The organism is Chromohalobacter canadensis, assembly GCF_034479555.1.
Taxonomy (GTDB): domain Bacteria; phylum Pseudomonadota; class Gammaproteobacteria; order Pseudomonadales; family Halomonadaceae; genus Chromohalobacter; species Chromohalobacter canadensis.
This window is the reverse complement of the sequence record NZ_CP140151.1, coordinates 1,416,008-1,433,595: the sequence shown is the minus strand read 5'-3', so window position 1 is coordinate 1,433,595 and position 17,588 is coordinate 1,416,008. Positions and strand designations below refer to the sequence as shown.

17 protein-coding genes are annotated in these 17,588 nt (G+C 60.8%); 9 read left to right on the top strand and 8 right to left on the bottom strand.

Features of this window, described 5'->3' with window-relative positions; genetic code table 11:
* Window positions 1–63: 63 nt before the first annotated feature.
* From SR908_RS06810 to SR908_RS06785, 6 genes are all read right to left on the bottom strand, one after another.
* The gene (locus tag SR908_RS06810) at window positions 64–894 is read right to left on the bottom strand and encodes a p-hydroxycinnamoyl CoA hydratase/lyase (protein WP_246923891.1); all 831 of its coding nucleotides are present in this window, start codon (window positions 892–894) and stop codon (window positions 64–66) included.
* A gap of 121 nt (window positions 895–1,015) precedes the next feature.
* Window positions 1,016–2,077, bottom strand: coding sequence for a TRAP transporter substrate-binding protein (locus SR908_RS06805; RefSeq protein ID WP_246923887.1), 1,062 nt, complete (start codon window positions 2,075–2,077; stop codon window positions 1,016–1,018).
* Between the two features lie 48 nt (window positions 2,078–2,125).
* Window positions 2,126–2,605 (bottom strand): DUF3237 domain-containing protein, encoded by a 480-nt coding sequence (locus SR908_RS06800; RefSeq protein ID WP_246923885.1) that lies wholly within the window; start codon window positions 2,603–2,605, stop codon window positions 2,126–2,128.
* Between the two features lie 27 nt (window positions 2,606–2,632).
* Entirely contained in the window at window positions 2,633–3,952 is a 1,320-nt protein-coding gene (locus SR908_RS06795) for a TRAP transporter large permease (protein WP_246923882.1), read from the bottom strand.
* On the bottom strand, window positions 3,949–4,530 hold the full coding sequence (locus SR908_RS06790) for a TRAP transporter small permease (RefSeq protein ID WP_246923869.1): 582 nt from the start codon (window positions 4,528–4,530) through the stop codon (window positions 3,949–3,951). Before SR908_RS06790 ends, SR908_RS06795 begins: the two co-directional genes overlap by 4 nt.
* 137 nt (window positions 4,531–4,667) lie before the next feature.
* A complete protein-coding gene (locus tag SR908_RS06785; RefSeq protein ID WP_246923866.1) occupies window positions 4,668–5,171 on the bottom strand; it encodes a MarR family winged helix-turn-helix transcriptional regulator in 504 nt (167 codons plus the stop codon).
* 239 nt (window positions 5,172–5,410) lie between these two features.
* On the opposite strand from SR908_RS06785, the gene SR908_RS06780 reads away from it, so the two are divergent.
* On the top strand, window positions 5,411–7,231 hold the full coding sequence (locus tag SR908_RS06780) for a feruloyl-CoA synthase (RefSeq protein WP_246923863.1): 1,821 nt from the start codon (window positions 5,411–5,413) through the stop codon (window positions 7,229–7,231).
* A gap of 207 nt (window positions 7,232–7,438) precedes the next feature.
* Complete coding sequence (locus SR908_RS06775; RefSeq protein ID WP_246923860.1) at window positions 7,439–8,386, top strand: Gfo/Idh/MocA family oxidoreductase; 948 nt, start codon at window positions 7,439–7,441, stop codon at window positions 8,384–8,386.
* A gap of 81 nt (window positions 8,387–8,467) precedes the next feature.
* On the opposite strand, the gene SR908_RS06770 is transcribed toward SR908_RS06775, so the two are convergent.
* Window positions 8,468–9,619, bottom strand: coding sequence for a DcaP family trimeric outer membrane transporter (locus tag SR908_RS06770; RefSeq protein ID WP_246923858.1), 1,152 nt, complete (start codon window positions 9,617–9,619; stop codon window positions 8,468–8,470).
* Here SR908_RS06770 and SR908_RS06765 point away from each other — a divergent pair.
* Entirely contained in the window at window positions 9,618–9,830 is a 213-nt protein-coding gene (locus SR908_RS06765; protein WP_246923855.1) for a hypothetical protein, read from the top strand. The two genes, SR908_RS06770 and SR908_RS06765, sit on opposite strands and share 2 nt — an antisense overlap.
* A gap of 259 nt (window positions 9,831–10,089) precedes the next feature.
* Here the strand turns inward: SR908_RS06765 and SR908_RS06760 are convergent, their stop codons facing one another.
* On the bottom strand, window positions 10,090–10,875 hold the full coding sequence (locus SR908_RS06760; protein WP_246923852.1) for an IclR family transcriptional regulator domain-containing protein: 786 nt from the start codon (window positions 10,873–10,875) through the stop codon (window positions 10,090–10,092).
* 103 nt (window positions 10,876–10,978) lie between these two features.
* Between SR908_RS06760 and SR908_RS06755 the strand changes: the two genes are divergently transcribed.
* The 6 genes from SR908_RS06755 (at window position 10,979) to SR908_RS06730 (ending at window position 17,580) form a co-directional block, all read left to right on the top strand.
* Window positions 10,979–12,316: a class-II fumarase/aspartase family protein gene (locus tag SR908_RS06755; RefSeq protein WP_246923849.1), complete on the top strand. Its 1,338-nt coding sequence runs from the start codon at window positions 10,979–10,981 to the stop codon at window positions 12,314–12,316.
* Window positions 12,317–12,471: 155 nt separating this feature from the next.
* The gene (locus SR908_RS06750) at window positions 12,472–13,293 is read left to right on the top strand and encodes a CoA transferase subunit A (RefSeq protein ID WP_035414865.1); all 822 of its coding nucleotides are present in this window, start codon (window positions 12,472–12,474) and stop codon (window positions 13,291–13,293) included.
* Window positions 13,290–14,066 carry a CoA-transferase subunit beta gene (locus SR908_RS06745; protein ID WP_011505609.1) on the top strand — a complete coding sequence of 259 codons (777 nt, stop codon included), beginning with the start codon at window positions 13,290–13,292 and terminating at the stop codon, window positions 14,064–14,066. Before SR908_RS06750 ends, SR908_RS06745 begins: the two co-directional genes overlap by 4 nt.
* 10 nt (window positions 14,067–14,076) lie before the next feature.
* A complete protein-coding gene (gene pcaF / locus SR908_RS06740; protein ID WP_246923842.1) occupies window positions 14,077–15,282 on the top strand; it encodes a 3-oxoadipyl-CoA thiolase in 1,206 nt (401 codons plus the stop codon).
* Window positions 15,283–15,292: 10 nt separating this feature from the next.
* Window positions 15,293–16,462: a bifunctional 3-oxoadipate enol-lactonase/4-carboxymuconolactone decarboxylase PcaDC gene (gene pcaDC, locus SR908_RS06735; protein ID WP_246923839.1), complete on the top strand. Its 1,170-nt coding sequence runs from the start codon at window positions 15,293–15,295 to the stop codon at window positions 16,460–16,462.
* Between the two features lie 95 nt (window positions 16,463–16,557).
* Window positions 16,558–17,580, top strand: coding sequence for a TRAP transporter substrate-binding protein (locus tag SR908_RS06730; protein ID WP_246923837.1), 1,023 nt, complete (start codon window positions 16,558–16,560; stop codon window positions 17,578–17,580).
* The last annotated feature ends 8 nt before the right edge of the window (window positions 17,581–17,588 follow it).

The following is a 17,588-nucleotide window of genomic DNA, read 5'->3' as shown; positions in this document are numbered from 1 at the left end:
TGCCGACATCGCCAGGGGCGCGGTGGCGTCTTGCGAGTGAACGCCACCGTGCCCTCGCGCCGGTCAGCGCTGGTAGCTTTCCAGCCCGGGCTTGATGCTCTTGTCGTCGAGGAACTGTTTGAGACCTTGCTCGCGACCGTGCTCCGGGTCGAGCTGCTGCGCCTGGTCGAGCTTGGCGTAGAGGTATTCCTCGTTCTGTTCCCAGGTCAGCTCGCGGCACATCTTGAAGCCGGTCTTGGCGGCGCGCAGGACGACGGGGTTCTTGTCGCGCAGCGTGGTGGCCAGCTTGTGCGTGGCATCGCGCAGCTCGGCACGGGGCACGCTCTGGTTGACCAGCCCCATGTCGGCGGCTTGCGGGCCGGTGAAGGTTTCCCCGGTCATGATGTAATAAAGCGCCTGGCGATGCCCCACGGTGTCGGCCATGGCCTTGCTCACCAGATTGCCCGGCGGAATGCCCCAGTTGATTTCGGAGAGCCCGAACACCGACTCGTCGGCGGCGATCGCCAAATCACAGGCAACCAGAGGCGAAAATGCGCCGCCGAAGCACCAGCCGTTGACCATGGCGATGGTCGGCTTGGCGTAGTGACGCAACAGTTTCCATTGCCAGGTGGAGGCGTCGCGGCGGACCTTGACCTGAACGATTTCGGGGCTGGCGTCGATCTCGCGGAAGTATTCCTTGAGGTCCATGCCGGCGGAGAAGGATTCGCCCTCGCCAGTCAGCACGAGCACGTGGGCGTCCTGATCAAGCTCGATGGTCTCGAGCACGTCGATCATTTCGCGGTTGAGCGTGGGGCTCATGGCATTGCGCTTTTCGGGGCGGTTGAGCGCCACCCAGGCAATGCCATCTTCGACGTCAACCTTTACTGTTTCCCAGCGGTTCGTGTAATCGCTCATGTCAATTTCCTGTCAAAATAGTATCAAGTAAGTTGATATTTACCCTGCCAATCTAGGCGCGGGCCTGGTGGATGCCGAAGGAGGCACGGGCCAGATACCGCCTTTCGGCCCGAACATCACCTCAGCGTGTGTATTTCTCGACGAGCCGGCTGGCGTCGTCGTACAGCATCTGCCCGTCGAGCCCCTTCTCCTCGGCCTCGGCGATCCAGTCGTCGACGACTTCCTGACCGACCGCTTGCCAGCGTGCGGTTTCCTCGCTATCCAATCGCGTGATCGTGCCGGGTTGCTCGCCGCTCTGGATGGCCAGAATCTGTCGATGATCCGCCTGGTCCATGATCTGGCCGATTCGGTACGCTTCGCGGCTGCCGGAATGCGCATCGATGATGGCTTGCAGGTCATCGGGCAGGGCGTCGTATTTGTCCTGGTTCATGGCCACGATCATCATCGTGGTATACAGCGCCTTTTCGCCGCTGAAGATGGTGTGTTCGGTGGTGATGTCGGCCAGTCCCATGGCGGTGATGGCTTCGAAAGGAATCACCGTGCCGTCGAGCACGCCGCGTGATAACGCCTCCAATGCCTGGGCCACTGGCATGCCGATGGGCTCGGCGCCGAGCTTGGCCAGATAGCGATTCACCAGCCGGCTGGGGCCACGCATCTTGAGGCCTTCGATGTCCTCGAGCGAGTCGATGCGCGTCTCCTTGGTATGCAAGGCGCCGGGACTGTGGGTGTGCACGGCGATGGGATGCACGCCCTCGAGTTCGTCCTTCATGTGCGTCATGGCGTACTCATGGGCGGCTTGGCTCGTCGCGGCACCTGATGTCGGCAGGAAGGGCAGGTCGAAGACTTCCGCCTTGGGGAAGCGCCCTGAGTTGTAACCCAGCACGGTCCAGATGATATCCACTTGGCCGTCCTTGGCCTGACCGTAGAGTGAGGGCGGTGTGCCGCCGAGCTGCATGGAAGGATAGAGTTGAACCTCTAAGCGTCCATTGGATTCTTCTTCGATGTCCTCTTTCCAGGGGATGAAATACTCCTGGTGCACGGGCGCCGAGGCGGGGAAGAAATGATGTAGCCGCAGGGTGTATTCGGCCTCTTGTGCCTGAGCCTGGCTGGTGGCAGCGATCGAGAGCGCCGCCGCAGTGGTCAATACGAAGCGGCGCAAGTGTGAAGTGGCGCATTGGATCATGGCGAAGTGCCTCATTGTGGTTGTTGTATGACGCCGGGAGGCAATGGATCAGCCTACGGCGAAAAGATCGATGATCACGTTGTCCCGGGTGCGTGCCGCGCTGCCCAGGAACAACGTTCGGTTGAGCCAGTCCAGCCGCGTGCTGGTGGTAAAAAAGCGCGGCGCGGTGTGGAAGTAGTAGTCCTCGGGCGGCACTGCTTCTCCGTCTCGTAGCCGCTGCATGACGGACGCCGGGCCGTGGCGAAAGCCCGTGTTTTCTACCTCGATGCGCTCGCCGTCGTCGGTTTCCAGGAAATAGCGTGCGTACAGTTCAGCCACGCCATCCGCACGTATCGTTTGCCAGTCGCCGCCCGCGGCGAGAATACGGCCATTGAGCTGTTCGCCAGCCACGTCGCCGCCGGTGATCGCGATGAAGCGGCGTTGGCCGTGTGCGCTCTCGCCCAGTTCCCAGGGCGAGGCGACGTCCACCGTGAGGCGGGCGATGAAATCCAGCGTGGGCGTGCGAAGCGGGTTAGTGGAGGACATCATGAGCTCTCCTCGGGCGATGTGGTGACGTCAATAAAGCCAGTAGACGAAACCCAGCGTGATGGACGGGAAAACCACCAGCATGATGATGCGCAGCACGTCCGCCGCCAGGAACGGCAGGATGCCCTTGAATGTCTCGGTCAGTGGTACGTGAGGCGCCATGGAGTGAATGATGAAGATATTCAGTCCCACCGGTGGCGTGATCATCCCCACTTCCACGACGACCAATGCCAGAATGCCGAACCAGATCGCCACGTCGCCGGGGGGCATGCCGAAATCCATGCCCGTCACGATGGGTAGGAAGATGGGCACGGTGAGCAGAATCATCGACAGGCTGTCCATGAAGCAACCCAGAACCAGGTAGCACAGCAGGATCCCCGCCAGGACGATCCAGGGACTGATTTCCAGGCCCACGATCCAGCCCGCCGTGATTTGAGGTAATTGCGTCAGGGCGAGAAAGCTGTTGAACACGCTGGCCCCGAGGACGATGAAGAAAATCATCGCCGAGGTGACGGCCGTGTCGAGGAGGCTCTCACGCAGCCCCTCCCAGCGCAGTCCGCCGCGGATAACGGCTAGCAGCCCGGTGGCGGCGGCGCCGACGGCGGCAGCTTCGGTAGGCGTGAAAATCCCTGTGTAGATACCGCCGATCACGATGATGAAGATCGCTGCACCGGGCCATACATCGAGCAGCGAACGCCAGCGCTCGCCGGCTGATGCCTTGGCCTTGCTCGGGGCGCTATCCGGAAAAAATCGCACGAACAGTGAGATCGCTACCATGTAACTGAGTGCGGCAAGAATGCCGGGGATCAAGGCGGCGGCGAACATCTCGTTGATGTTCTGTTCGGCGAGGATGGCGTAGATGACCAATACCACGGAAGGCGGGATCAGAATGCCCAGCGTGCCGCCTGCGGCCAGCGCGCCGGTGGCCAGACTACCGCGATAGCCTTGACGTTCCATTTCCGGCAGCGCGACTTGCGTCATGGTCGCGGCAGTCGCCAGCGAGGATCCGCAAATGGCGCCGAAGGCACCGCAGGCGCCCACCGTTGACATGGCCAGGCCACCGCGACGGTGGCCCAACCAATCGTTGGCGGCTTGAAACATGGCGCGTGATAGCCCGGCGCGCGCTGCGAATTGCCCCATCAACAGAAAGAGGGGAATGATTGACAGTGTGTGGCTGGAAAAGTGTTCGTAGGGCAGTGTCTTCAGGGCATTGAGGATACCCATCGGCCCCGTGACGAGCATCGAGCCCAACGCGCCGATAACCAGCATGGCGAGGCCGATAGGGATACGGGCGCCCATCATGGCCAGCAACAAGACGAAGCCGCCTGCGCCCAGAGTAAGAGGCGTCATGAGGCATCTCCTTGTGTCGAGGGGTCGGCGTCACCCGAGAACGTGGCCAGGAGCCGGTATAGGCAGACTAGCGAGAGCAGGATGAAACCGATTATGCCGGCGATATAGCCCCACCACAGCGGGATACCCAGCAGCATGCTGGTTTCCATGTAGCGGTGCTTGTCGAGCAGGCCGTGATAAAGCCGCCATGTCATCAGGCATGAAACGACGAGGAATAGGGCCTCCGCGAGCACGGCGAGAAAACGCTGCACACCCAGCGGTGCACGCATGACCAGCAGATCCACCGTGACGTGACCACCACGCAGATGGCAGTAAGGCAGAAATAGGAACACCGCGATGGCCGTGCCCATCTCGACCATTTCATAGTCACCAGTGACGGGTCCGATCCAGCTCAGGACCGCTATGTCACTGACCAATGGCAAGCTGGAGATCCAGCGTCCGAGAATGCTGGCCACCGTCATCAGGGAGAGCGCTGCGACGATCAAGCCGCCGATGATCGCGGCGAGCCGACAAGTCGTTGCGAGGCCCCGGCGTAGGCAGGTGATACTGGCGTTGGATGTCGTCGCTAGGCTGCTCATGATTATATCTTTATCGGTTGCGTGGATCGGCCAAGGCGCGAGTAAGGTCGTTTTTTAGTTACTTTGTATAATTAATTGTCCCTGAGCAGGTGTGCAAGCCATGCCGCTTCAATTTGCCTAAAATTGCGGCTAAAGGATTAGTCGTCACCTTCCTCCGAGGCGTATACCTTCCGTAGCAAGGTCAATAATTGGCGTCTCTCTATCTCGCTAAGTGATTGAGTTGCTTCTAAATCGCTTTGCTCTGCCAAGCCTTTCAAGCGCTCGACGAGTGCCTCGCCGGTCTTGGTGAGGAAGATCCCATGCGAGCGACGGTCACGCTTGCATCGCACGCGCAAAGCCAAGCCACGCTCTTCCAGACTATTAATCAAGCTAACGACTCGCGGCGGATCAATGCTCAATGTCTGGGCCAGATTGGATTGCGTAACGCCTGGATAGCCCTCGATGACCACCAGCGAAGAGAACTGTGCCGGGCGAATGTCATGCTCGCGCATGGCCTCGTCGAAGTGCTTGAAAACCTTGAGCTGAGCCCGCCTCAGGGCATAGCCGAGACGCTCCTCGAGCACCAGCCCCTCGACGGTGGTCGGATAGGCTTCCTCGAGGGGTGTTTGCTCCGATGAGGATGTTTTCTTGGGTGTCGTCATGAGGGCTCCTTCATTCGGTTATATAGTTAATATGAGAATTATATGGTTGGGGCATTGTTTCCGATATCGGCAAGCATAGGCAACACCGGCGCCATTTGGGGGTTATCGTGCATCTAAAGTCTCATGCGGTGTGTCTAGTCAAAAAAATAGTTACCTATTATAACTATATCTATCACGTTGTTGGTGAAGAACGTACCGCTGAATAACAAGGTTCATCACAGACTAATGGAGCGCCTTTCATGTCGTCCCCTTCCGGCAGCCGGCCTTTGCCCCGTTCCGAGAGCGATACGTCCCCACAGGCGTATCGACTGTACGGTGGTGAGGTACCGGATTACCCCCGTTGCATGACCGAGCGCCTCGCGTACTGGGCACGCGAGACGCCGTCGACAACGTTTCTGGCCGAACGCGAGGGGGCGCAACGTGCCTGGCGGACGCTGACCTTCGGTGAGGCGATGCCGCGCGTGGCCTGCCTGGCACAAGCGTTGCTGGACCATGGCTTATCGGTAGAGCGGCCGTTGATGGTGCTGTCGGGCAACGGCATCGATCATGCGTTACTGGCGTGTGCCGCCATGCATGTGGGCATTCCCTATGTGCCGGTATCGCCCTCGTATGCGTTGTTGTCGGAGGACTTCGTCAAGCTTCGCCATGTCGTCGAGCTCGTGACGCCGGGGATGATTTTTGTCGACGATGAAGCACGCTTTGGCGCAGCTCTGACGGCCGTTTGCGATGAGCAGGTGACCTGTGTGGCGACGCTACCGAGCCATCGGGGGCTGTCGCTGGAGACGCTGGCGGCGACGCCGGCACGGGCCGAGGTCGATAATGCTCATGCGCGAGTGACACCGGATAGCGTCGCCAAGTTGCTGTTCACCTCGGGTTCGACTGGCATGCCCAAAGCGGTGATCAATACGCAGCGCATGCTGTGCAGCAACCAGACCATGCTCGAGAAACGTCTGGATTTCCTGAGCCGCCACAAGCCGGTGCTGGTGGACTGGCTACCCTGGCACCATACCTTCGGCGGCAACACGATCCTGGGCATGACGATCCATAACGGGGGTTCGCTGTACATCGATGACGGCAATCCGACGGCGGACGGCGTGCGGCGCACGGTGGATAACTTGCGCGAGGTCTCGCCGACGTTCTATTGCAACGTGCCCAAGGGCTTCGAGGCCCTGGTCGAGCATTTGCGTGACGATGAGGCCTTACGCACGGCCTTATTCCGTAATCTCGAGATGATGCACTTCGGTGGCGCCGTGTTGCCGGTGCATGTGCGCGAGGCGCTGGATACCTTTGGCGAGCAGACTCGTGGACGCCCCGTGCCCATGCTGACGGGGCTTGGATCCACCGAGGCGTGCCTGGCGTTCTGTACCGAGGAGGCCAGTGGTACGCCGGGCTTGATTGGTCGGCCCGTGCCGGGGATGTCGCTCAAACTGGTGGCAACGGACGACAAATGGGAAGCGCGCCTCAAAGGACTCAATGTCACGCCGGGCTACTGGCGCGACGCCGAACGCACCGCCGAAGCATTCGATGACGAAGGCTATTATTGTACCGGGGATGCGATGCGACTCGCTGATCCCGAGCAGCCTGAACGTGGGTTAATCTTTGACGGTCGCTTGAGCGAGAACTTCAAGCTGGTGACCGGTACCTGGGTCAATGTGGGCATCTTGCGATTGCAGCTCATCGAGCATTTCGCTCCGCTAGTGCAAGACGTGGTGATCGCCGGTGAAAGCCGTGACTATCTCACTGGGTTAGTAGTGCTGAACGTCCCCGCATGCGCGCAGCATATAGGCGTCGCGACGTCATCAGTGCATGACCTGGCGCACGATACCACCCTGCACCAATGGTTCGCGCAACGTCTGGCGACCTGCCGTCGAGGGCAGGCGAGTTCCACGTGTCTGGAACGTCTACTGATTCTGGATACGCCGCTTTCGGTCGATCGTGGCGAGTTGACCGACAAGGGGTCGGTCAATCAGCGCTTGGTGCGCGAACGCTACGCCGATCTCGTCGGGACACTCTATGCCGATACTCCTCGCGATGCGCGCGTGGTACTGCCGGCTTCTTAGCCGATAAGTGAGCAGTACGCGGGCCGCTCAAGACGCCATGCGCCATCCGCACTCCGAGAATAAACCTGATAACACGCAGCCATGACGTGGTATTTGCCGATACCTAGCTCATGGCTGCAACGCTTATGAAAGGTAGACAAAGCATGGCGATCCTGCGGCAATGTCCGGCAACGAGATGGGCATAATCAAAGCAGCCGAGGAGCCATGATGACTTCACCCATACGTATCCTGATGGTGGGCGAAGGCGCCATCGCCGGGATTCATATGCAAGCCCTGGCGTCCGTTCCTGAGGCCCGTGTCGTGGCCGTGGTAGGAGGTGATGCCCAAGGAGCGCGACGCTTCGCCGAGCACTGGAATATTCCGCATGTGTGCGCTGACTATACGCAAGCGCTGGCGACGCTCGAGATCGATGCCGTGATCCTGGCGACGCCGAGCCCGTTACATGCCGACCAGGCCGAGCAAGCGATCGATGCCGGTAAACACGTCCTCTGCGAAATTCCCATGAGCCTGAACCTGGCGGATGCCGAGCGCATGACAGCGCGAGCCCGTGAGGCAAATACCGTCGCTATGGTGGCCCATACGCGTCGCTTCAATGCGCCGCATCGCGAAATGAAGCGCCGTATACGAACGGGAGAGTTCCACCTGCAGCATCTGGTGAGCGAGACGTATTTCCTGCGTCGCGAAAACCTCAATATGCAAGGCGAGCCACGCGGCTGGACGGACCATTTGCTGTGGCATCATGCTTGCCATAGCGTAGACCTGTTTGCGTGGTTGCTGGACGATTTCGATTTGAAAGTCTGGGGTGGAAGAGGGCCGATTCATCCCGAGCTGGGGATTGCCATGGATATGAACATTGGCTTGAAATCACGCAATGAGACTCTGGCGACCTTGACGCTTTCTTTTAACAACCATGGGCCTTTCGGCGGATTTTATCGCTATATAGGCGAAGAAAACACGCTGATGGCCTATCGCGATGAGCTGAAGGATTATCAAGGGGAGGTGATGACTCTTGAGGGGGTGGGGTTTCAGGAACAGGATGCCGAATTCATCGCCGCCATTCGCGAATGCCGTGTTCCGGAAGCGACATTTTCGCATTGCCTTCCTACCATGCGTCTTCTCGCTAAGCTTGAAAAGATCATGGCTGACGTGTGCTAAAGCGCCACGATCTATTTTTTCTTTCATGAAAAAGGCTGGCGAAACGCCAGCCAAAATCACGATCGATCAGTGTTTACGATGTTAGAACTGGAAGATGGCACTGGCCTGCAGACGGCTAGCATCGTCGGAGTTGCCGTTAACCTGCTCGACATCGGCGTTCTGATACTCAAGACCCACTGCCAGGCGTTGAGTGACATCCCAGATCACGTTAGCGAAGGCGTAATCGATGGTCTTGAACTGTTCGCCATAACTGTCGGGCATGTCCTGATCGAGGCGCGAAAAGCCAACAGAGCTGACCCAGTCGTCGGTCCAGTTATGGTTGAGCGACACACCGAAGGCACGTGTCTCGATGGCCTCGAGTTCGTTATTGTCATTGACGTAGACATCGGGCGCGTGGCGGTGCCCAGTATTGCCGGGGTTGCCCATGTAGTTACCGATACCTTCGCCGTAAGTGGCGGTACCCTTCAGGCTGGTCATTGGCGTAAAGGGCAGGTTGAATTGCGCATTGACGCCATACCCCGTGGTTTCGTCATCCACGGTGCTGGTGATGTCATTGGTAGAGAGCTGACGGGCCACCCCGGACAGAGCAAACAAGCGCTTGTACTCATAGCGTACAGTCAAGTCGGGGAACTGGCTCTCACCATCGGCCACACTCGCATCGTCGCGGGCGATCACTGTATCCGGGTCCTCCACGGAGAAAGACAGGTTGCCCGTGCCCATTGGCTGGGTGTAGCGCAACTGCGCCTGGCGCTCGAACACGTAACCCTTGGGATCGCCCAATGCCAGCGTGCGGGGGGCACCGACGAAACTTTGGAAGTTGGTCCATGTCTGGCCCGCGAGGAAGCCATTGAGTTCGCCATATGCATGACGTAGTCCAAACTTTCCATCGGGCACGAAATGGCCTTCGAAATAGGTCGTCAAACGCCCGTAATCGGTCATGGTGTGCGTACGGAAGTTGAGGCGCGACTCATAGGCGGTGAAGTCCGTCCGACCGTCGGTCCGGTTGTCTGGATTCATGATCTCATAAGGCGTTGTGGTAGTGCCAAGGTCATAGTCGAAATCGTAAAGCATATCGAGCTTGACATAGCCGCCGAAGGCGATATCAGTCTCGGTGCCCGGTATGTTGATGGTTGAGCGATGGTTCCATGGCGGTCCCACACGGCTGGGGTCGCCGGTGACGACGGGTTGTCCCGCTTCGACGACATCGAAAGCGTGAGCGGGAGCCGTCGCCATGCCTGCCATTCCTGAAACGAGTGACACGCATAGCGCGAGTTTTGTCATCTTGAATGTTGTTATATCGGATCGCATTGGTGAGCTGCCCTTTGTAGGAAGTTATGAGCTTGGTGCGCATGAACGAGTATGCGTTTCTGAGTCGACGGGAAAATTAATTTTTCATCGCCTCCCCATGCATTTTTCTGATGACGTTTTAATGACCTCCCGCTGAATTGGCCCGTGAAAGGGAGGGGGTGATAGAGGTCAGCCATGCTTGCTTGATTGCCATCTTTATTCCCCGGCTAATGGTTTATTCGTTATATTTTGTTCGCAATACGAACCTTGATTCGTCTTGCGTACATGAAAGTTGAAAAAAAAAGCCCTTCCTGTCAATGCGGAAGGGCCGTGCGATTGGTGGGTAGAAGGTAACGCTTTGTATTGAAGCGGTTTTTACACGCTTATACTTTGGTTGTGGCAGTGTTTTTTGGCGATTAAATCAATGTTTCTTTAATTTCCAGAGCCTTTTGCTGAAGGCAGGGAAGAATGTGATCGGTGAGCCGTTCGAGGGGGACCCGAGCGGAGTTGGTCGAGACGTTCATCGCACCGATCAAACGTCCGCCTCCGCTGAAAATGGGGACGGCAAGCGACCGCAGGCCGGAGTCCAGCTCCTGGTCGACGATGCAATATCCCTGCTTTCCTGCCGTGTCGATCGCCTCTTCGAGCTGGTGAATATCGGTGATGCTACTTGAGGTATGCGCGACGAGATCGCTTTCTGAAAGGATGCGTCGACGCTCTTCGATATCCAATGTGCTCAGCAGCATTCTGCCCATCGAGGTGTAGATCGTGGGCAGGCGAGTGCCCACCGCCAGGGTGATGGCCATCAGGCGATGCTTGGCGGCGGAGCGCGCCACGTAGATCACGTCCTTGCCGTCGAGCACACCGAGAGACGAGGACTCGCCCGTTTCCAGCGTGACGTCTTCCAGATACTTTTGGATGGCGTTGTGGTAATTGTTCGCCGAGAGAAAGGCATATCCCAACTGGAGGGCCTTGGGCGACAATTCGAAATATCGCTCCTGCTTGCGTACGTACCCCAGCGCATGCAGCGTCAATAAAAAGCGCCGGGCCTTGGCTCGATTCATCTGGGTCTTCGTGGCCACTTCGCTCAAGGTCATGCGGGGGTTGGCTTGATCGAAGGCCATGATGACCTCAAGGCCGCTTGCCAATGCGGCCACGAAATCCCTGTCATCCGGGGTAAGCGCTCCGTCTTGTGATGCCATGTCGCGTATTGCCTCGTTGTCGATTGTGGGGTACGTAGGGGCAATCTATCATAAAAGTTCGAAATGCGAACATTTGTTCGATAAATCGCCGTTGGAGATTCGTATGTACGACACCCTGCTTCGCCATCCTTTCATGAGTGACGAGGGACGCGCAGCGACGCAAGCCCAGGATCTGGTCGCTGCCATGTGTACCGTCGAGGTCGCGCTGGCCACCGAGCAGGAGAGACTGGGCATCCTGCCGGGCGGAGTCGCGGCCGAGATCGAGCGAGTGCTCGCGGAGCATGTCTTCGACATGGACGCGATGGCGCACGGTACCGTGCTGGGCGGCAATGCGGCGATTCCCTTCGTCAAGCAGGCCAAGGCGGCCCTGCCCGACGAGCTCAAGGCACATTTCCACCGTGGCGCGACCAGCCAGGATATTCTCGACACCGCCTTGATGTTGCTGCTCAAGCCGCGCCTCGAGGCATGCCTCGCTCTCATGAAACGTAGTCGCAAGGCCGGTTGTGCGCTCATGCGTCGACACGCCGGCACGCCTATGGTCGGGCGTACGCTGATGCAGCAGGCGTTGCCGATCACCTTCGGGGTCAAGGTCGCGCAATGGGCGGAGAACCTGGCGCAGGCCGAACGACGACTGAGAGACGTGACCGAGACCGGGCTCTATCTGCAATTCGGTGGCGCGGTGGGCGTTCACTCGGGACTGGATGCCCAGGGGCTGGAGGTGATGGATCGCGTGGCCGAGCGGCTTGGGCTGGCGTCGCCGTTGCTGCCCTGGCATACCAATCGCCAGCCGATCCTGGCCTTGTCCGGTGCCGTCGATGCGGTGGCGGTGGGGGTCGAGAAAGTCGCCCTGGATGTCTCCCTGCTGACCCAGTCCGAGGTGGCCGAGGTCAGCGAGCCGGCGGTCCCCGGCGCGGGGGGCTCGTCGTCGATGCCGCACAAGCGCAACCCGGTGATCTGCGCCCGACTGCGGGCGGCGGCTCGTCAGATTCATGGTCAGGCCGTGACGCTCAGCCATGCCGGCGCGCAACCCCTCGAGCGTGGGCTCGGGGAGTGGCATGCCGAGTGGGCGCCGATGCTGGATGCGGTCCTGCTGATGGAGGGGGCCCTGGTATCCCTGGCCGAACTCTGGGAAGGCCTGGAGGTGCATGCCGAGACGATGCGCCGCAACCTGACGCTGATGGGCGGCGCGATCATGGCGGAGCCCGCGGCGCGCCTGCTGGGTGACATCCTGGGGGCTGACGAAGCGCAGCGCATCGCCAGGGAGGCCGCCGAGACGTCGCGCCTTGAGCGCCGCGAATACGCCGAGGTATTGCTCGCCCACCCGGCGGTGGCGGGGCGGGTCGAGGCACAGCGGCTACGGCGTTGTGTCGACCCGGGTTTATACATTGGTAGTAGCCAGGAGCAGGTCCAGCGTGCACTGGCGGTCCTGGAGTCGATGTAACTCCCTGTTTTTGAATTGATATTCGGCACCTGGCGAGGTGGGTAACGGCATGCCGTTGCCCACCTCGCGCGTTTGACCCCCTGCGGTAATCCCGATAATTTTGTTCGTATCACAAACCAGTGTTCATTAAGCGAACAACTTGCGAGGCAATCCGCATGGCCGAATTTCTTAGCCTGCATGACGCTGTGGCGCGCTACGTCGAGGATGGCGCGACCGTGGCCATGGAAGGCTTCACCCACCTGATTCCTTTCGCCGCCGGGCATGAAGTCATTCGCCAGCGCAAGCGTGATCTGACGCTGATCCGCATGACGCCGGACCTGGTCTACGACCAATTGATCGGCGCCGGCTGCGCCAAGAAGCTGATCTTCTCGTGGGGCGGCAACCCCGGGGTGGGCTCCTTGCATCGCCTGCGCGACGCGGTGGAGAAAGGCTGGCCGCACAAGGTGGAGATCTTCGAGCACAGTCATGCGGCCATGGCCTGTGCCTTCGAGGCCGGCGCGGCGGGCCTGCCGCTGGCGGTGCTGCGCGGCTATGTGGGCAGCGAGCTGCCCAGCGTCAACGACCAGATCAAGTTCATCGAGTGCCCGTTCACCGGCGAACGCCTCGCGGCGGTGCCTTCGGTGCGCCCGGACGTGTCCCTGGTGCATGCGCAGAAGGCCGATCGCAAGGGCAATGTCCTGGTGGAGGGCATCATCGGCGTGCAGAAGGAGGCGATTCTGGCGGCGGGCAAGAGCATCGTCACCGTCGAGGAGATCGTCGACGATCTCGAGGCCGGTCCCAATGCCTGCGTGATCCCCGGCTGGGCCATCGACGCCATCGCCGTGGCCGAGAAGGGCGCCTATCCCTCCTATGCCCACGGTTACTACCCGCGCAACAACCGCTTCTACAAGGAGTGGGATACCATCGCGCGCGACCGTGACACCTTCCAGACATGGCTCGACGAGAACGTCTTCAACGCAGGGGGGCAGGCCCAATGAGTATCGAGTACACCTCCGCGGAAATGATGACCGTGACGGCGGCGAAGGCGCTGGAGAACGGCATGACGTGTTTCGTGGGCATCGGCTTGCCGTCCGAGGCCGCCAACCTGGCGCGCCTGACACATGCACCGGACGTGGTACTGATCTATGAGTCCGGCACCCTGCAGACCAAGCCGGACGTGCTGCCGCTTTCCATCGGCGACGGCGAACTTTGCGAGTCGGCGCTGACCACCGTGTCGGTGCCGGAAATGTTCCGCTACTGGTTGCAGGGCGGCAAGATCGATGTGGGCTTTCTGGGCACCGCGCAGATCGATCGCTACTGCAACCTCAACACCACGCTGATCGGCGATTATCAGGCGCCCAAGGTGCGCTTGCCCGGCGGCGGCGGGGCACCGGAAATCGCGACCTGTGCCGGCGAGGTCTTCATCACGCTCAAGCATTCCAAGCGGACCTTCGTCGATCAGGTGGATTTCATCACTACCCTCGGCTTCGGCCGCGACGGCAAGGCGCGTGATGGGGTGCCCAATATCGGCCGCGGCCCGACTCGGGTGATCACCGACCTGTGCGTGATGAAGCCCGACCCCGAGACTCGCGAGCTGGTGGTGGTATCGCTGCATCCGGGCGTGACCGTCGAGCAGGTGCAGGACGCGACCGGCTGGGAGATTCGTTTCGCCGAGCAGCTCGACACCACGCCGATGCCTTCCGCGAATGAGCTCGACGTGCTGCGGGATCTCAAGGCGCGTACCGAACGCAAACATGCCGGCGAGGCATGAGGAGAATTCGATGAGCGATGTTTGGTTGTGTCACCCCACGCGTTCCGCCGTGGGACGTTTCGGCGGCTCGCTGGCCAGCGTCCGCCCCGACGACCTGGCGGCCACGATTTTCCGGGCCGTGCTGGCCCAGGCGCCGGACCTCGATCCGGCGGCCATCGATGAAGTGATCATGGGCTGCGCCAACCAGGCCGGTGAGGACAATCGCAACGTCGCGCGCATGTCGGCGCTGCTGGCCGGGCTGCCGACCAGCGTGCCCGGCACCACCTTGAATCGCCTGTGCGGGTCGGGCATGGATGCCGTGGGGACGGCATTTCGTGCCATCAAGGCGGGCGAGTTCGAGCTGGCGCTGGCCGGCGGCGTGGAGTCCATGTCGCGCGCGCCGTTCGTGATGGGCAAGGCCGAAACGGCGTTCTCGCGCAGCCAGGCGATCGAGGACACCACCATCGGCTGGCGTTTCGTCAATCCGTTGATGAAGAACCACTTCGGCGTCGAGTCGATGCCCGAGACCGCCGAGAACGTCGCCGAGCAGTTCCACGTTTCTCGCGAGGATCAGGATGCCTTCGCCGTGCGCTCGCAGCAGAAAACCGAGCGCGCCCAGCAGTCCGGGCGTCTGGCGCAGGAGATCACGCCGGTCGAGGTGCCGCGTCGCAAGCAGGAGCCCCTGATCGTCGATCGGGACGAGCATCCGCGCGCAGGCACCACGCTGGAAAAGCTGGCCAAGTTGCCCACGCCGTTTCGCGATGGCGGCAGCGTGACCGCGGGCAATGCGTCGGGTGTCAACGACGGGGCGGCGGCGATGCTGGTCGCCAGCGACGCCGCCGTCGCGCGCCATGGTCTCACTCCGATGGCGCGGATCCTGGGCATGGCCACCGCCGGCGTCGAACCCCGCATCATGGGCATGGGCCCGGTACCGGCGACGCGCAAGCTGCTCGAGCGTCTGGGTATCGGCATCGATGAGGTCGACATCATCGAGCTCAACGAAGCCTTCGCCGCCCAGGGGCTGGCATGCCTGCGCGAACTGGGCGTGGCCGATGACGATCCGCGCGTCAATCCCAATGGCGGCGCGATCGCACTGGGGCATCCGCTGGGCATGTCCGGGGCGCGGCTGCTGCTGACCGCGGCGCACGAGCTGCACGTACAGAACAAGCGTTACGCCCTTTGCACCATGTGTGTCGGTGTGGGCCAGGGCGTGGCCACTTTGATCGAACGCGTTTGAGGAGAACGGCATGGCTTTCTTGACGGTGGCGGAGCGCACGATCGCCTATCGCGATAGCGGTGAAGCCGCGCTGCCGGCGGTGCTGTTGGCACACCCGCTGGGCATGAGCCAGGACGTGTGGGAGGACGTGGTCGCCGCCTTGCGTGGCCGTTTCCGCTGCGTGACCTGGGATCTGCCTGGCCATGGCGCCAGCAGTGGCCTGACCGAGGCGGTCACGCCCCGCGCGCTGGCCGAAGACGCCCTGGCCCTGGCCGACGCGCTGGACGTGACGCGCTTTCATTTCGTGGGCACCTCGATCGGCGGCGTGGTCGGTCAGCAGTTGCTGATCCAGTGTCCCGAGCGTCTCGCCGATGTCGTGCTGACCAACACCGGCGCTGTCATCGGCACTCCGGACAACTGGTATGCACGGGCCTCGCGCGTGCGCCAGGAAGGCCTGGCCGCCATGGCCGACGAGATCGTTCCGCGCTGGTTTTCCGAGGCGTTCGCGCAAGGCGATACGGCCACCTATACGGGCTGGAAGACCCAGCTTGCGCGTACCGATGGCGAGTCCTACGCGCGGCTTTGCGAGATGCTGGCCGACACCGACTTCAGCGGACAACTGCGCGGGGTCGCGGGGCCGGTGCGCTTGCTCGGCGGGCGCGAGGATCTGTCCACGCCGCCCGAGACCCTGAAGACGCTGGCTTCCCAGTTCGGTGACGCGCGTCTCGAAGTACTCGAAAACATCGCGCACGTGCCGAGCGTGGAAGTGCCCGAGGCGATCGCCAAGCGTCTGCGTGCCTGGCTGGGTGATGAGCACGTCGACGAGAACGGTGTGAGCTATGCCGCCGGGCTGGAAACGCGCAAGCAGGTACTCGGCGACGAGCACGTGGCGCGTGCCAGCGAAAATGCCACCACGCTCGACGCGCCGTTCCAGAACATGATTACGCGCATGGCCTGGGGCGAGCTGTGGGGCAACGATGATTTGAGCCGCACCGAGCGCAGCATGATCACCCTGGCGGTGCTAGCAGCGCTGGGGCGCGACGGAGAGCTGGAACTCCACCTGAAAACCGCCCAGCGTATCGGCCTTAGCGAAGCACAATTGCGCCAGGCACTGATGCATGTGGCGATCTATGCCGGCGTGCCGGCTGCTAACCATGCCTTTTCGATGGCCAAGAAACTGGGCTGGGGCAAAACCCTATAACGAAAATCTCTGCCTGGAACTGGCCTTCTTCGGAAGGTGGTGGAACCGAGAGGCCTTATTGGGCCTCTTTCGAGATAATAAGAGGAATCAACGCCATGAAACGTACGCTCACTTGCATGCTTACCCTCTCCTTGACCGCGGCTGCAGTGTCGACCGCCCATGCGGAAACGACACTGCGCATGTCGCATTTCTGGCCGGGGGCTTCATCCATCAATAAAGATGTGTTCGAAGCCTGGGCCGAAGCAGTGGAAAAAGACTCCAATGGCTCCTTACAGGTCGAGAACTACCCCTCGCAGACCTTGAGCCAAGCCGATGAAACCTATGAAGCGGCCGTCAACGGGATCGCTGATATCGGGATCACGGCACAGGGCTATACCAATGGCCGCTTTCCGCTGAGTCAGATCGTAGAATTGCCGGGCGTGGCGTCGTCGGCGCCGGAAGGAGCCTGCGTGCTGCAAACGCTCTATGACGATGGCAAGATCGATAGCGAATATGACGATACCCATGTGTTGTTCATGTTCACCACCGGGCCTGGGTACATTCACACGCGCGAGACGGACGTGCAGACACCTTCGGATCTCGAAGGCCTGCGTATGCGTAGGCCCACGTCCGTGGCGGGCAACATCCTCAACAACATGGGCGCCGAGCCGGTGGGCATGCCGGCCCCGGAAATCTATACCTCCATGCAACGTGGTGTCCTGGATGGGCTGAGCTTTCCTTGGGAAGGGATGAAGACCTTCCGCCTCAATGAGCTGACCGAGTATCACACCCAGGTACCGTTCTACACGCTGATCTTCGTCGCCACGATGAGCCAGGACACATATGACAGCCTGTCCCCTGAGCAACAAAAGGCCATCGACGAGAACTCCGGCATGAAGTGGGCGGAAAAAGCCGGAAAGGTCTTTGCCGCCGATGATAAGGCCGGCAAAAAAGAAGCCGAAGAAGCCGGGCACACCATTCGTGTCATCGACAATCCGCTCGAGAATTCGGAATGGGCAAAGCCGCTCAAGGCAGGCATCGACCAGTACCTCGGTAATCTCGAGTCGCGTGGTCTCGATCAGGCGCGAGATGTCTATTACGCAGCGCTCGAAGCGCGCAAATCCTGCTCAGCCGAATAAGGCCTAGG

Bases quoted from the DNA above. Each gene is read 5' to 3' on its own strand.
- SR908_RS06760 (WP_246923852.1), bottom strand. From the start codon at position 10,875: ATGGCATCACAAGACGGAGCGCTTACCCCGGATGACAGGGATTTCGTG.
- pcaF (WP_246923842.1), top strand. From the start codon at position 14,077: ATGAGCGATGTTTGGTTGTGTCACCCCACGCGTTCCGCCGTGGGACGT.
- SR908_RS06755 (WP_246923849.1), top strand. From the start codon at position 10,979: ATGTACGACACCCTGCTTCGCCATCCTTTCATGAGTGACGAGGGACGC.
- SR908_RS06800 (WP_246923885.1), bottom strand. From the start codon at position 2,605: ATGATGTCCTCCACTAACCCGCTTCGCACGCCCACGCTGGATTTCATC.
- SR908_RS06750 (WP_035414865.1), top strand. From the start codon at position 12,472: ATGGCCGAATTTCTTAGCCTGCATGACGCTGTGGCGCGCTACGTCGAG.
- pcaDC (WP_246923839.1), top strand. From the start codon at position 15,293: ATGGCTTTCTTGACGGTGGCGGAGCGCACGATCGCCTATCGCGATAGC.
- SR908_RS06775 (WP_246923860.1), top strand. From the start codon at position 7,439: ATGACTTCACCCATACGTATCCTGATGGTGGGCGAAGGCGCCATCGCC.
- SR908_RS06805 (WP_246923887.1), bottom strand. From the start codon at position 2,077: ATGATCCAATGCGCCACTTCACACTTGCGCCGCTTCGTATTGACCACT.
- SR908_RS06790 (WP_246923869.1), bottom strand. From the start codon at position 4,530: ATGAGCAGCCTAGCGACGACATCCAACGCCAGTATCACCTGCCTACGC.
- SR908_RS06780 (WP_246923863.1), top strand. From the start codon at position 5,411: ATGTCGTCCCCTTCCGGCAGCCGGCCTTTGCCCCGTTCCGAGAGCGAT.
- SR908_RS06795 (WP_246923882.1), bottom strand. From the start codon at position 3,952: ATGACGCCTCTTACTCTGGGCGCAGGCGGCTTCGTCTTGTTGCTGGCC.
- SR908_RS06770 (WP_246923858.1), bottom strand. From the start codon at position 9,619: ATGGCGACGGCTCCCGCTCACGCTTTCGATGTCGTCGAAGCGGGACAA.
- SR908_RS06785 (WP_246923866.1), bottom strand. From the start codon at position 5,171: ATGACGACACCCAAGAAAACATCCTCATCGGAGCAAACACCCCTCGAG.
- SR908_RS06765 (WP_246923855.1), top strand. From the start codon at position 9,618: ATGCCTGCCATTCCTGAAACGAGTGACACGCATAGCGCGAGTTTTGTC.
- SR908_RS06745 (WP_011505609.1), top strand. From the start codon at position 13,290: ATGAGTATCGAGTACACCTCCGCGGAAATGATGACCGTGACGGCGGCG.
- SR908_RS06810 (WP_246923891.1), bottom strand. From the start codon at position 894: ATGAGCGATTACACGAACCGCTGGGAAACAGTAAAGGTTGACGTCGAA.
- SR908_RS06730 (WP_246923837.1), top strand. From the start codon at position 16,558: ATGAAACGTACGCTCACTTGCATGCTTACCCTCTCCTTGACCGCGGCT.